At 72.0% G+C, this 12,921-nt stretch carries 14 protein-coding genes; 9 read left to right on the top strand and 5 right to left on the bottom strand.

Annotation, left to right across the window (positions count from 1 at the left end):
- Positions 1-25: 25 nt before the first annotated feature.
- On the bottom strand, positions 26-250 hold the full coding sequence (locus tag ABZ479_RS04845) for a CDGSH iron-sulfur domain-containing protein (protein ID WP_500459920.1): 225 nt from the start codon (positions 248-250) through the stop codon (positions 26-28).
- On the bottom strand, positions 231-887 hold the full coding sequence (locus tag ABZ479_RS04850) for a HemK2/MTQ2 family protein methyltransferase (RefSeq protein WP_500459922.1): 657 nt from the start codon (positions 885-887) through the stop codon (positions 231-233). Before ABZ479_RS04850 ends, ABZ479_RS04845 begins: the two co-directional genes overlap by 20 nt.
- Positions 888-1,063: 176 nt before the next feature.
- Here ABZ479_RS04850 and ABZ479_RS04855 point away from each other — a divergent pair, with 176 nt between their 5' ends.
- The 6 genes from ABZ479_RS04855 (at position 1,064) to ABZ479_RS04880 (ending at position 6,137) form a co-directional block, all read left to right on the top strand.
- Complete coding sequence (locus ABZ479_RS04855; protein WP_500459923.1) at positions 1,064-2,794, top strand: PP2C family protein-serine/threonine phosphatase; 1,731 nt, start codon at positions 1,064-1,066, stop codon at positions 2,792-2,794.
- Between the two features lie 74 nt (positions 2,795-2,868).
- A complete protein-coding gene (locus ABZ479_RS04860; RefSeq protein ID WP_500459925.1) occupies positions 2,869-4,026 on the top strand; it encodes a PP2C family protein-serine/threonine phosphatase in 1,158 nt (385 codons plus the stop codon).
- An 86-nt stretch (positions 4,027-4,112) separates the two neighbouring features.
- Complete coding sequence (locus ABZ479_RS04865) at positions 4,113-5,003, top strand: Rieske (2Fe-2S) protein (RefSeq protein ID WP_500459927.1); 891 nt, start codon at positions 4,113-4,115, stop codon at positions 5,001-5,003.
- Positions 5,004-5,022: 19 nt separating this feature from the next.
- Positions 5,023-5,499, top strand: a complete 477-nt coding sequence (locus ABZ479_RS04870; protein ID WP_500459929.1) for a hypothetical protein — start codon at positions 5,023-5,025, stop codon at positions 5,497-5,499.
- A 92-nt stretch (positions 5,500-5,591) separates the two neighbouring features.
- The gene (locus ABZ479_RS04875) at positions 5,592-5,918 is read left to right on the top strand and encodes a plasmid stabilization protein (RefSeq protein ID WP_500459931.1); all 327 of its coding nucleotides are present in this window, start codon (positions 5,592-5,594) and stop codon (positions 5,916-5,918) included.
- A 63-nt stretch (positions 5,919-5,981) separates the two neighbouring features.
- A complete protein-coding gene (locus tag ABZ479_RS04880; RefSeq protein ID WP_499600307.1) occupies positions 5,982-6,137 on the top strand; it encodes a DUF6131 family protein in 156 nt (51 codons plus the stop codon).
- Between the two features lie 193 nt (positions 6,138-6,330).
- On the opposite strand, the gene ABZ479_RS04885 is transcribed toward ABZ479_RS04880, so the two are convergent.
- Both ABZ479_RS04885 and ABZ479_RS04890 read right to left on the bottom strand, forming a co-directional pair.
- Positions 6,331-7,056 (bottom strand): cation efflux transmembrane domain-containing protein, encoded by a 726-nt coding sequence (locus tag ABZ479_RS04885; protein ID WP_500459933.1) that lies wholly within the window; start codon positions 7,054-7,056, stop codon positions 6,331-6,333.
- Between the two features lie 2 nt (positions 7,057-7,058).
- A complete protein-coding gene (locus ABZ479_RS04890) occupies positions 7,059-7,394 on the bottom strand; it encodes an ArsR/SmtB family transcription factor (RefSeq protein ID WP_500459935.1) in 336 nt (111 codons plus the stop codon).
- 387 nt (positions 7,395-7,781) lie between these two features.
- Here ABZ479_RS04890 and ABZ479_RS04895 point away from each other — a divergent pair, with 387 nt between their 5' ends.
- Positions 7,782-9,254, top strand: a complete 1,473-nt coding sequence (locus tag ABZ479_RS04895; RefSeq protein WP_500459937.1) for an MFS transporter — start codon at positions 7,782-7,784, stop codon at positions 9,252-9,254.
- Between the two features lie 288 nt (positions 9,255-9,542).
- On the opposite strand, the gene ABZ479_RS04900 is transcribed toward ABZ479_RS04895, so the two are convergent.
- Complete coding sequence (locus ABZ479_RS04900; RefSeq protein WP_500459939.1) at positions 9,543-10,148, bottom strand: TetR/AcrR family transcriptional regulator; 606 nt, start codon at positions 10,146-10,148, stop codon at positions 9,543-9,545.
- Positions 10,149-10,485: 337 nt separating this feature from the next.
- Here ABZ479_RS04900 and ABZ479_RS04905 point away from each other — a divergent pair, with 337 nt between their 5' ends.
- Both ABZ479_RS04905 and ABZ479_RS04910 read left to right on the top strand, forming a co-directional pair.
- A complete protein-coding gene (locus ABZ479_RS04905) occupies positions 10,486-11,892 on the top strand; it encodes an amidase (protein ID WP_500459941.1) in 1,407 nt (468 codons plus the stop codon).
- Between the two features lie 140 nt (positions 11,893-12,032).
- Positions 12,033-12,737 (top strand): GNAT family N-acetyltransferase, encoded by a 705-nt coding sequence (locus tag ABZ479_RS04910; protein WP_500459943.1) that lies wholly within the window; start codon positions 12,033-12,035, stop codon positions 12,735-12,737.
- Positions 12,738-12,921 lie beyond the last annotated feature (184 nt).

Raw genomic sequence — 12,921 nt, forward strand, 5'->3', positions numbered from 1 at the left:
AGCGGCTCGCACGCGTTTCGAACCGTCAGTCCTCGCGGGCCGCGGACGGGCGGGCGCGCCGGCGGTGACTGGTGTCGCACCACGGGTACTTCCGGCTGCGGCGGCAGGCGCACAGGGCCACGACGAAGCGGTCGGAACGCACCACGCGGCCGTCGTCGAGGACGACCTCGACGGGGCCCTCGATCAGGATCGGGCCGTCCCGGGTGAGCGTCACGCGGGTCCGCGACGGTTCATCGTCCACGTTCGGCACGGATCACCACCAGCTCTTCCTTCTCCTCGCCCGGGGCTATCAGCCCCCGCGCCTCCAGCCATGCCGACCGGTCGCGCAGCACCGGCCCGAACGGGATGTAACGCCGCTCGGTGACCACCGCGCGCAGCCCGGCGCGGCGCAGCCGGCCGAGGGTGTGGTCGGCACCGCAGAGGCCGGAGTGGACCAGCAGCAGGACGCCACCCGGCGTGAGCAGGGGCGGGGCGTCGGAGCAGATCCGGTCCAGCAGCACACGGCCGTCGGTCCCGGCGTCCCACGCCACGGCGCGGCCCCGGGTGGGAGGGCGGGCCCGCGGTGACGGCACGTACGGCGGATTGGCCATGATCAGGTCGAAGCGCCGGTCCGTCACGGGTGCGGTGAGGTCGCCGCGCAGCACCTTGACGCGCAGGCCGTTGAGCCGGGCGTTGAGCCAGGCCGTGAGCACCGCGCCGACGGAGGCGTCGACGGCCGTCACCTGTGCGGCGCCGCGTTCCGCGGCGGTCAGGGCCAGCGTGCCGGTGCCCGTCCCCAGGTCGAGGACGTCGGCGTCGCAGGTGAGGGGCTCACGCTTCAGTGCGTCTTCCAGCAGGAGCGTGTCGTCCTGGGGGTGGTAGACCCCTGGTGGGCACAAAAGCCACATAACGCGCGTCTACCCCGCGATGCGCGGGCTAACGTTCTTCGCCCGGACCGTGCGGCGTCCGCCGGACACCACGGTGCGGGCCCCGGCGCCACGACGGGTCGTCGCGGCGTGCCGCATGGGATCCTGGTGCCTGGGTAGGCCCAGGGACCGAGGGTCGCACCTGAGGACGGGAGAGCATGGACGCCGTCGTACCGGACACCGGACCGCCCTTTCCGGCCGGACACCGGGCCGTGGCAGTAGCCGCGCCCGGCGGGCTGCTGGAGGGTGTGACGGCGCCTGCCTACGTCGTGGACGGCGAGGGGTTGATCGTCGCGGTCAACAGCGCGGTCGAAGCCCTCGTGGGACGGTCCGCCGCGGAACTGCTCGGCCACGACGCCCATGACCTCCTGCACCGGGACAGCCACGGCCGCACCCTGCCGCGCTCCCGTTGCGAGATGCGCGACGCACTCCTCGCGGAGCGCACCGGCCACAGCGACGTGGGGTGGTTCGCCCGCGCCGACGGCACCCTGCTCGGGCTGTCCTGGTTCCTGACCCCCTACGTCCTCGGCCCGGGGAGGCGCGGCGCCCTCGTCATGCTCTACCAGCGGTGCGAGGCCCCGGAGCACCACGCGGAGGGCGATGAGCGCCCCAGGGCCCTGACGGAGCTCGACCGCCTCGCCCTGCTCGCGGAGACCACCACCCGGCTCACCTCGACCCTGGACGTGACCGAGGCGCTGCACCGCCTGGCCGCCCTGACCGTCCCGCTGCTCGCGGACTGGGCGGTCGTCGACCTGCTCACCGAGAACGACGAGGTGCGCCGCGCGCTGGTCGTGCAGGACAAGGACGGCGTCCTGATCGAGCGCGCCGACCTGCAGGGGCCGATGCCGCCGCTGCCGCGGGAGTCGCCGATGCCGCTCTCCCGCGCGCTGCGTGGCGCCGCGTCCACCATCGCGAGCGCCTCCACCTACCACGGCCCGCCGGACTCCGGCATCGCCGTCGAGCAGCACCGGCTCTTCGAGGAGACCGGCATGCACTCAGCGGCCATCGCGCCGATCCGCGGCCTGCGGGACGTGCTCGGAGCGCTCACGCTGGGCCGAGCCGCACGCCCGGACGCCTTCACCGCCTCCGACCTGCCGCTGCTGGAGGACCTGACCCGCCGGGCCGGCCTCGCGCTCGACAACGCCCGCCTGTACCAGCGGCAGCGCAAGGTCTCCGAGACGATGCAGCGCCACCTGCTGCCCCAGATGCCCACGATCCCGGGGCTGCAGATGACGGCCCGGTACGTGGCGGCGCCGCAGGCCTCGCAGGTCGGCGGCGACTGGTACGACGCCTTCCCGCTCGCCGACGGCGCGACCGCCCTCGCCATAGGCGACGTCGTGGGGCACGACCTCGACGCCGCCGGCGGCATGGCCCAGGTCCGCAACATGCTGCGGGCCTTCGCCTGGTCGCACCCGGAGTCGCCGAGCGACGTCGTCACCCAGCTCGACCAGGCCGTGATGCACATCGCCGAGGTGCCGATGGCCACGGTCCTCCTCGCGCGCCTCACCAGCGGGGACGACGGCCTGTGGCGACTGAGGTGGACGAACGCGGGCCATCCGCCGCCGCTGCTGGTGGACCACGACGGACGGACCCGCTTCCTCACCGACGGGCACGGAATCCTGCTGGGCACCGGCACCACGCGGCCGCGGGAGGACGCCGTCGTCACCCTGCCCCCGCGGTCCACGCTCGTGCTCTACACCGACGGTCTGGTCGAATCGATCCGGCACTCCATCGACGACGGCCTGGACCGCCTCCGCAAGCACGCAGCCTCCCTCGCCCGGCGCCCCCTCGACCCCTTCAGCGACGCGCTGCTGGAGCGGGCCCGGCCCACCGACAACGACGACGACGTCGCCTTCCTCGCCCTGCGCACGCCCGACCCCACGGTGTGAGACCGGCCGTGCCGTGGCGGCGGGTGATCGCGGGCGATCCGGGGAAGGCGCCGGGATGAGCGAGGGAGATCACCGTGTCGCACGACAAGCTCGGACTCGACGACGTCCTCGCCGCGGCGGAGGCCGCCGCGCCCGTGCAGTCCCTGGACGTCGTGGCGCACAACCTCCGGGAACGGTTCGGGGCCAGATCGGTGTCGTTCCTGTTCCCCGACATCGTCGGCCAGAAGATGGTGCGGGTGGGCGAGGACGTCGCGTCGCAGCAGGGCACCGGCGCCGATCAGGTGCCTCTGCACGGCAGCGTCTACCACGATGTGCTGCGCAGCCAGCGGCTGGCGCGGTTGCCGGCTGACGGACCGGGTCACCAGGTGGTCGCGCCGGTCACCAACCGCGGGGACACCGTCGGCGTGCTGGAGCTGACCCTGCCCGAGGTCACCGACGAGGTGCTGACCGAGGTGGCCGAGGCCGCGCACGCGCTGGCCTACATCGTCGTCACCGACCGCCGCTTCACGGACCTCTACCACTGGGGCAGGCGCACCACCCCGGTCACCCTGGCCGCCGAGATCCAGCGCCAGCTGCTGCCCTCGGCCCCCAGCTGCGAGGCGGACCCGTTCACCCTCGCCGCCGCACTGGTGCCCGCCGACTCCGTCGGCGGTGACACCTACGACTACACGCTCGACTACGACACCCTGCACCTGTCCATCACCGATGCCATGGGGCACGACGTGGCGTCCGCCCTGCTGGCCACCGTCCTGGTCAACGCCTCGCGCCGTGCCCGGCGCGCCGGGCAGGACCTCGCGGAGCAGGCCCTCGAGATGCACACCGCGCTCCGCACGTACGGGGGCGCCGGCCACGCCACGGGGCAGCTCGTACGGCTCGCCACGGACGGCTCCGGTTGCCGGCTGGTCAACGCCGGGCACCCGTGGCCGCTGCGCCTGCGGGACGGCACGGTGGAGGAGCTGCACCTCGGTGTCAACCTCCCCTTCGGAGTGCCCTCCGCGCCTCCCTTCCACGTCCAGGACATCGACCTGCGGGCCGGCGACCGGCTCGTGCTCTACACCGATGGCATGCAGGAACGCGAGGCCGCCGGCGTGGACCTGGCCGCCGTGCTCCGCGAGTCCGCCGCCGAGCATCCCCGCGAGGTGGTCCAGGTGATGACCGCCGCCGTCTCCGTGGCCTGCCACGGCCACCTGGAGGACGACGCCACGGTCATGTGCCTCGACTGGCGTGTGTAGGCGCGGGCGGGCGCGGGCGGCGCACGGAAGCGTCGTATGCCGGGTTTGTGCCGGTACGGGGCGGAAAGCCGCTCCACATGAGGCTTATGAGGCTTACGAGCGAAAAGCAGGGCTCCCCGAACGGCCCGGTCCCCGCCGTGATGGACGCCCTGGAAGGCCAGGAGTGGCTCGATGCGATCGCCGCGGGCGTCCGCCGGGCCGTGCGCGCCGTACCCCTGGGCGGCGGCCGCGACGTGCTGCGCGGACTGTGGCTGGGCCACCCGCTGCACCCGGTGCTCGTCCAGGTGCCGATCGGCGCCTGGACCTGCGCCGGGATACTCGACCTGCTCCCCGGTGAGGGCCGCGCCGCCCGCCGCCTGGTGGCGGTGGGCCTGGCGTCCGCCGGGCCCGCGGCCCTGGCCGGATGGGTGGACTGGGCGGAGCAACGTCCCCGGCAGGCCCGCGTGGGCCTGGTGCACGCGACCGCGAACCTCGCCGCCGTCACCGCGTACGCGGCCTCCCTCGTCTACCGGATCAAGGGCCGCCCCGTACTCGGGCGGGCCCTCGGCTTCGGCGGCATGGCGCTCGCCACCGCGGGCGGTGTGCTGGGCGGCCACCTCGCCTACCGGCAGGGCGCCGGCATGAACCACGCGGAGGCGGTTCCCGTCCTGGTGGAGCCGGGCTGGCACCGCGTCGGGGCTCCGGAGGAGTTCCCGTTCGGCGAACCCGTACAGCGCATGGCCGACGAGGTGGCGGTGGTCGTGGTCCGGGCGGACGACGGGCGGTTCCACGCCCTGGCCGGCCGCTGCAACCACGCGGACGGCCCCCTGCACGAGGGCAAGGTACTGGAGGGCTGCCTCGAATGCCCCTGGCACGGCAGCCAGTTCCGCCTCACGGACGGCGCCAACGTCCAGGGGCCGGCGACCGCGCCGCAGCCCCGCTTCGACTGCCGGATATCCCCGGACGGGCAGGTCGAGGTCCGGCTCGCCCGGGCCTGAGCGACGAGGAGGAGCCGCCATGAGTCAGGAAGCCCTCGAGATCTACCTGAACGACCATCTGGCCGGATCCACCACCGGGCAACTCATGTCACGTCACCTCGCCGAGCACCACAAGTCCTCGCCCCACGGCGACGAACTGCGGCGCGTGGCGGACGAGATCGAGGAGGACCGGCAGAGCCTCCTCGACCTGATGACGTCCCTCGACGTCCCGGCACACCGGCACAAGGTCTACGCGGGGTGGCTCGCCGAGAAGGCGCGTCTGCTCAAGCTCAACGGACGGGTCATCCGCCGCTCCGGCCTGAGCACGGTCATCGAACTCGAGGCGCTGCGCCTGGGCATCGAGGGCAAGAGCCTGCTGTGGCAGTCGCTGCTGTCGCTCACCCCGGAGAAGGACCTGGACGAGGACCGGCTCCACACCCTCCTGGACCGCGCGCGCGAGCAGATCGACACCGTCGAGACCGTACGCCGCGACGCCGTGGGCGCGGGTCTCGGCTGACGGGCGGAGGCGACGGAGTGGAACCGGTGATGATCCGCCCGGGACGGGGTAGCCGTTCCATAGGACCAAGCTGAGCAAATGGGGTGAAAGGGATGCCCGCAGGGTCGAACCGCAAGCGTGAGCGGCAGTACGAGCACATCAAGGAGAGCGCCAGGGAGCGCGGCGAGAGCGAGAAGCGGGCCGAGGAGATCGCCGCCCGCACGGTGAACAAGGAACGCGCCCGCGCGGGCGAGTCCAAGACGGCCAGTCGCAGTTCCACCGAGGACATGTCCTCGGGCAGGCGCGGCGGACAACGTTCCGGCAAGGGCCCGCAGGGACCGACCTACGACCAGCTCTACGCCGAGGCCAAGCGCCGCAACGTCGACGGCCGCTCTCACATGAACAAGGCCGAACTCCAGCGCACCCTGAACGGCGGCTGACGGAGCGAGGGCGGGGGCGGGGCAAGCAGACCAAGCGGAGCAACCGGACCAACGGAGGACACCATGCTCATCCTCGGCATCATCCTGCTGATCATCGGCTTCCTCACGGGGATCTCGATCCTGTGGACCATCGGGATCATCCTCGTGATCATCGGCCTCGTGCTCTGGGTGCTGGGCGCCGTGGGACACCAGGTCGGCGGACGCCGGCACTACTGGTAGGCGGCGCCTGCCACCCCGTCAGGCACCGCGCAGGCCGCGCGCGACCGCCGGCCAGGCGGCCGCGGCGGCCACCGCTGCGACTCCCGCAGCCCTGTGGTGACGTGACGCCACCTCCGGCGAGGGCGGGCAGTCACGCCATTGTCGTCCCCACCCGCGAGCCCCAGCACGGCAGTTCGCGGCACAGTGACCCACGTCAAGCGCAGCAGTCGCACCCGGGGCGGCACCCGCACGTGTCCGGCTCGACGGTGGCCGGCGACCCGAGGGGCGTGACGGCTGTGGGTGCGCAACAGCCCTTGCCCTGCCAGGCGTCGCGGCCTTCCTTCACGGCGATGACGGCGATCACCAGGGCCGCAACGGGGTCCGCCCACGACCAGCCGAGGGTGGCGTTGAGGACCAGGCCGGCCAGCAGCACGGCGGACAGGTAGGTGCAGAGCAGGGTCTGCTGCGAGTCGGCGACGGCCGAGGCGGAGCCGAGTTCACGTCCGGCGCGGCGCTGGGCGGCGGAGAGGAACGGCATGACGGCCAGGGACAGGGCGGCGATGACGATGCCGGGGAGGGAGCGTTCGGCGTCGCCGGCCCCGGTCAGCGCGCGGACGGCATCGACGGACACGTAGGCGGCGAGCGCGAAGAAGGAGACGGCGATGATCCGCAGCGCGGTCCTCTCGCGGGCTTCCCGTACGGCGTGGTCGCGGGCGGAGAACTGCCAGGCCACGGCGGCTGCGGAGGACACTTCGATGACCGAGTCCAGGCCGAAGCCGATCAGGGCGGTGGAGGAGGCCGTGGCGCCGGCGGTGAGGGCGACGACGGCCTCGATGACGTTGTACGTGATGGTCCCGGCGACCAGCAGGCGTATCCGGCGGGTGAGCGTGTCCCGGCGTGCCGGGCCGGGGCCTAGGGACACGGGCGTCTCGACCGTCATGGTCAGCAGCACCCCTTCGCGTCGGCGTCCGGGCAGGTGCGGTCGGTCTCGACGGCGACCACGGCGGTCCGCAGGTCGTCGAGCGCGTGGCCCAGGCGTTCGTCGGCGAGTTCGTACCGGGTGCGGCGCCCGTCGGGCACGGTGACGACCAGGCCGCAGTCGCGGAGGCACGCCAGGTGGTTCGACAGGCGGGTGCGCGAGACGCCGAGTGCGTCGGCGAGGTCGGCCGGGTAGGCCGGGGCCTGACGGAGGGTGAGCAGGATGCGGCAGCGGATCGGGTCGGCGAGCGCGCGGCCGAAGCGGGCCAGCACCTCGATGTCGGAGGCAGCAGTCAGCACATCCGTGAGAGTACACGGATTCCTGAATTCATGAAGTCGTGGACGCTCCGGCCGGTCGGCGGGCTGCCGTGCGGCCTTGGGGGTGAGGGCCCCGAGGTGCGGCACGGGCGCTGCATGTATGGCGCCAGGCATAGTACTGAGGGTGCGATGCGGCTGGGGGCGACCGCAGCGCGGTAAAGCTGGGGCCGCATTGACCCACCCCGCGATGCTATGTAGGTTGACATACCTACTGAGCGGAGCGGTCGGCTTCCTCGCACTGCGAGCAGCGGATCACTCCCACCGCCTGAGGGCGGCGGTGCTGCACCGACCGCGGCCCGGAGTGGGGGAGCGCAGTCCTTCCGCTGCGTCCATCCCCGGGCCACGGCCGGGCGACAGCTCCATGCGCAGATGCATCCTCCTAGCGAAGGCACGTCCTTGACCGAGCCCACCATCCGACGGCCGCGACGTCACCACCCGGCTGTCCTGCTTGCCGTGCTCTGCACGGCCACGTTCATGACCACGCTGGACGTGTTCATCGTCAACGTCGGCCTGCGCCCCATCGGCGCGGCCCTGCACCACAGTTCACTCGCGGACCTGAGCTGGGTCCTGAACGGCTACGCGATCGTGTTCGCAGCCCTGCTCGTCCCCGCGGGGAGGCTCGCCGACCGCTACGGAACGAGGGGAACGTTCCTGCTGGGGTTGGGTGTCTTCGGCGCCGGCAGCCTGGGTGCGGCCCTCTGCGGCAACGTGTGGCTGCTGGTGGCGATGCGCTGTGTCCAGGCGGTCGGCGCTGCCGCGATCGTGCCGACCAGCCTCGCCCTGATCATCAACGGCATGCCGAAAGAGCGCGTCAGCAGGTCGGTCCAGATCTGGGCGATCAGCGGGTCCCTCGGCGCGTCGGCAGGGCCGACTCTCGGCGGGCTCCTGGTCGAAGCGTCATGGCGTTTCATCTTCATCGTGAACATCCCGATCGCGCTGGCCGCGCTCGCCCTGGCGGTGCGGGTGGCACCAGACCCTCGGCACAGCATCGAGGCCCGCATACCGGACCTGCTGGGTGGCGCGCTCCTGATGGGCGGAATCGGCGCGTTGACCCTCGCACTGGTTCAGGGGCCCACCTGGGGCTGGGGCAGCGGCTCGATCATCGGTGCCCTCGCAGTGGCGGCCGTCGCGCTCGCCGCCACCGTACTGCGCTCAGCCCGCGCGGATTCACCGGTCATCGATCTCACGCTGTTCAGGGACCGGACCTTCACCTGGGCCAACGTCGGCATGTTCCTGCTCTCCCTCGCCTTCGGGCTGCAGCTCCTCGGGCTCGTGTTCTGGATGCAGGAAGGCTGGGGGTGGTCGGCCATCCGTACCGGCCTGGCCATCTCGCCGGGGCCGATCATGGTTTCGGCCACCTCGCTCGGACTGCGCCGCTACACCGCAAGGCTGCCGGCGGGTCTGGTCGCCGCACTGGGCGGAGTCGCGCTGGGCCTGGGGGCCCTGCTGATCGGAACGTCGTTGGGCGCGCAACCCGACTACTTCGAGGTGCTGCCCGGCTGGCTCCTGTGCGGGATCGGGACCGGCCTGTGGACACCCACCCTCGTCGGCGCGGCGACCACCGGCCTGGCCCGTCACCAGACCTCCACCGGCAGCGCCATCGTGCAGATGAACCGCCAGATCGGCCTGACCCTCGGCGTGGCGGTCCTGGTCGTCGTCGTCGGCTCCTCGCAGATCGACCTTGGTGCCCTCGACCACTTCACGCACGCCTGGTGGTGGTCGGCGGCCGTGTCGCTGGTGGGCGCTCTCGCCTGTCTCTTCCTGCTGCGGCGCGATGATCCGACCGCAGCGCCCTTCGAGGCCGCGGCAGGCGCCGAGGCTGTTGCCGCCGAGCACAACTGAGGCAGGCGACTCCGTAGTCGGCCTCCGCAGCCTGGACGCATCGGCGGCCGCGATCCGCATGATAGATAGGTCGGCCTGCATACCTCCGAAGGGCAGGGGCGACGCCGAGGCGAGCCGAACCGCTGCGCGCGAGGACGGAGCAAGGCATCGGTGCGGCGTCGCCGCCCTCCGGCCCGACGGCGGCCGGCCGGCGGTGCGGCGACGTGACGACCCACCCCTCCGCGGGAGGGGCGGCACATGACCCACACTCCGGCCGCCCCGGGGCCGAGCCGGTGACGCGTCCGACCGTCAGGTGCGGACGCGTCCGCCGCTCTTCGGTGAAACGCTCACGGCATGGCCGACCAGTACGGCGCGTACGGACTCGTACGGCGCGGGGCTGCGCAGGGCGCGCGAGGTGATCATCGCTCCCTCGATGCCCGCGATCACGGCCTCGGCGAGAACCCTCGCCGAGGCTCGCGGGACGTCGAAGGCGACGAGGTGGAAGGCGAGCCTGTCGGTCATCTCCGAGAAGGCCCGGCGCCCGGTCTCGGCGATCTCGGCCGACTCCTGTGTGGCGCCTTCGGTGATCAGCGGTGCGATCGCGCAGCCGCGCCCGTATTCGCCGGCGATCATGCCCTCGCGGCCCATGTCGATGTAGAGCCCGACCAACTGGGCCGCGGACGTGGCCTGGTGGGCGGCCTGGTCGATGATCTCCACCTGCTCGAAGGCGTGGGCTTCGGCGGCTTCGATGGCCAGTTGCGTCTTGCCGCCGGGGAAGTGGAAGTAGACCGAGCCGCGAGACGTACCGCTGAGTTCGAGCACGTCGGAGAAGGCCGTGCCGTTGTAGCCACGCTGCCGGATCAACTGTTTGGCGGCCTGCACCATCTTCTGCTTGGCGTCCGTCCGCTTCCCCATCCTGCGCCCTCTCCTTGTGCCATGTATGATGACCTGTATAGTATCTGGTCGTGGACGAAATCCCAAGAGCATGGCCGTCCTGGCCCTCTCGAGGAGGTCCTCCTCATGTCCCTCGTCGACAGTCCGCTGGTTGACGGCCGGCCTCCCGCTTGCCTCGAAGCCGCCTCACGAGCCGCCCACGAGGCGTTCGCCCGCGCATGAAGGACCTCCTGATCATCCACCGGGAAGGCCTCGGCGAAATGGCCCCGAGTGTCGATGGCCGTGCCCCACTCGCAAGCAGCAAGGCAACGGCAGACCGGTTCGGACGGAGAGCGGACCGGCCTGGAAAGGACGCATCATGACCACCGACCTGAACTACGCCGATGCGAACGAGCTCGCAGAGCTGATCCGTGCCGGGAAGGTCTCCTCGGTCGAGGTGGTGCAGGCGCATCTGGATCGCATCGAGGCCGTCAACCCGCGGCTCAATGCGATCGTCACGCTCGTCGACGGTGCGCTGGCGGCCGCGAAGGCGGCGGACGACGAGCTCGCCCGGGGCGGGGACCTAGGACCGCTCCACGGCGTGCCCTTCACGGCCAAGGACTCGTTCGACACCGCAGGGGTGCTCACCCAGCGCGGCTCGCCCATCTTCGCCGGGCGTGTCCCCGACACGGACGCCACCGCTGTCGCGCGCGTCAAGGAGGCCGGCGCGATCCTGCTGGCGAAGACCAATCTCCCGGAGTTCTCGTACTGGATCGAGTCCGACAACCTCCTGACGGGCAGGACGAACAACCCCTGGGACGTCGACCGTTCGCCCGGCGGTTCGAGCGGCGGTGAGTCCGCCGCGATCGCCGCCGGGATGTCGCCGCTCGGACTGGCCACCGACCTGTCCATCTCGGTACGCGGGCCGGCGGCGGACACCGGCGTCTCGTCCTTCAAACCGACGCACGGGCGCATCCCGATGACCGGGATCTGGCCGCGCGAGCCCCGCCGCAACTGGCACGTCGGCCCGATGGCCCGCAGCATCCGCGACCTCGCACTCGCCTACACCCTCCTGGCCGGCCCCGACGGCGCCGACGGATTCGCCACCGTCCCACCCGGGTTCGACACCGGCCTGGGCGACTCCCCGGACCGGCCCCTGCGGGTGGGCTGGCTCGTCGACTCGGGACTCGGCCCGACCGACCCGGAGGTCGCCGCGACCGTCCAGGCGGCCGCCGAAGCCCTGCAGGGGGTGGGAGCCCGGGTCGACGCCGTGGGTATCCCGGCCTTCGAGCAGGACAATCCGCTCGAACTGTGGACCAGGCTGAGCACCATGGAGGTGAAGCCGGCCTTCCGCCAGGTCACCGCGGGCCACGAGGACCAGATGTTCGGCTACTCCAAGTTCGTGGCCACCATGCCCGACACCTCGGTGGAGGACTTCGTCCTGGCCGAGCAGGCCGTCGAGCGCCTCCGGGACGCCATGGCGAACTTCTTCCAGCAGTACGACGTCCTCCTGCTCCCCGTGACGACGATCCCGGCCCACAAGCACCAGCTCGAGGAGTTCACCCTCGACGGCCGGACCATGGGCGCCTTCCACGTGAGCTCGACGACCGTCCCCTTCAACCTGACGGGGCATCCGGCCCTGTCGATGCGGTTCGGCACGAGCAGCGACGGCATGCCGATCGCGGTACAGCTGGCGGCCGCCCCGTACGCGGAATCGACTGTTCTCCACACCGCCTCGCTGCTGGAAACACTCAGCTCGGTGCACGACCGGCACCCCGCCCTCTAGCGGCGGGGGAGAGCGGAAGCCGAGCGGACGCACCGACTCCGACCCACCCCAACCGCGTGGCACGAGCCGCCCCGACCGACCGGATGGTCATGACCACCCCCTTGCATGACGCCTCAACGAGCCCTGACACGAGGGTGCTGGTGAACGTGGTGTTCGCGGCGCTGAACAGCCGGCACGCGCGGTTCGCGGACGGCGAGGGCCGGGCCGTGCGATATCTGGACTCGGTGGCCCCCTTCGCCGCGGTTCCGGACGAGGCCACCGAACAGGACTGGCGTGACCTCGCCGGACTCACCCGCCGGACGGGCGGCGCCCTCCTGCACCGGGAGCCAGGGGCGTTGCCCGAGTCCTGGGCGGCCGACCACCACATCGATCTCCACCGGCTGAACGTGGTTCAGTTCTCCGGAGCCGGACTGGCCGCGGGCCCCGAGGACGCGGAGGACCCGGAGATCAGCGAACTGACCACCGACGACGTTCCGGCCATGGCGGATCTGGCCGCACGGACCAAACCGGGCCCGTTCCTCACGCGCACCATCGAGTTGGGCGGCTACCTCGGAATCCGCCGGAACGGCGTCCTGGCCGCGATGGCCGGCGAACGCTTCTCCGCACCCACGGGCGACCCGCAAGGGTGGACCGAGGTCAGCGCGGTGTGCACGGACCCGGCCTTCCGCGGCCAGGGGCTGGCCACCCGTTTGATGCGGGCTGTCGCCGCCCGCATCCGTGCCCGGGGCGACGAGGTCTTCCTCCACGTCATCGATACCAACACGGGCGCCATGGCGCTCTACGAGCGCATCGGGTTCCGCCGACTGACCACGATCGAAGTCACCAGGCTCACGCCCCGCCCCTGACGGCAGGGCTGACCGGCACCGGCCGAGGCCACGGCGCCGACCCCGGAGGTCCACGACGTGGTGCGAACGCAGCCGACGGCAGGCGTGCCGCGCACGCCGGCCGTCGCTTCGGCCGCGACGGACGGCAGGCGCAGGCGTCCGATTGCGGTGGTACTGGCCAATTCGGCGGTGTCGCCACCGTGCT

Source organism: Streptomyces sp. NPDC005722, assembly GCF_040630935.1.
GTDB lineage: Bacteria > Actinomycetota > Actinomycetes > Streptomycetales > Streptomycetaceae > Actinacidiphila.

Coding starts and splice junctions, on each gene's coding strand:
- ABZ479_RS04850 (WP_500459922.1), bottom strand. CDS start 887: ATGTGGCTTTTGTGCCCACCAGGGGTCTACCACCCCCAGGACGACACG.
- ABZ479_RS04855 (WP_500459923.1), top strand. CDS start 1,064: ATGGACGCCGTCGTACCGGACACCGGACCGCCCTTTCCGGCCGGACAC.
- ABZ479_RS04865 (WP_500459927.1), top strand. CDS start 4,113: ATGAGGCTTACGAGCGAAAAGCAGGGCTCCCCGAACGGCCCGGTCCCC.
- ABZ479_RS04870 (WP_500459929.1), top strand. CDS start 5,023: ATGAGTCAGGAAGCCCTCGAGATCTACCTGAACGACCATCTGGCCGGA.
- ABZ479_RS04875 (WP_500459931.1), top strand. CDS start 5,592: ATGCCCGCAGGGTCGAACCGCAAGCGTGAGCGGCAGTACGAGCACATC.
- ABZ479_RS04880 (WP_499600307.1), top strand. CDS start 5,982: ATGCTCATCCTCGGCATCATCCTGCTGATCATCGGCTTCCTCACGGGG.
- ABZ479_RS04885 (WP_500459933.1), bottom strand. CDS start 7,056: ATGACGGTCGAGACGCCCGTGTCCCTAGGCCCCGGCCCGGCACGCCGG.
- ABZ479_RS04895 (WP_500459937.1), top strand. CDS start 7,782: ATGCATCCTCCTAGCGAAGGCACGTCCTTGACCGAGCCCACCATCCGA.
- ABZ479_RS04900 (WP_500459939.1), bottom strand. CDS start 10,148: ATGGGGAAGCGGACGGACGCCAAGCAGAAGATGGTGCAGGCCGCCAAA.
- ABZ479_RS04905 (WP_500459941.1), top strand. CDS start 10,486: ATGACCACCGACCTGAACTACGCCGATGCGAACGAGCTCGCAGAGCTG.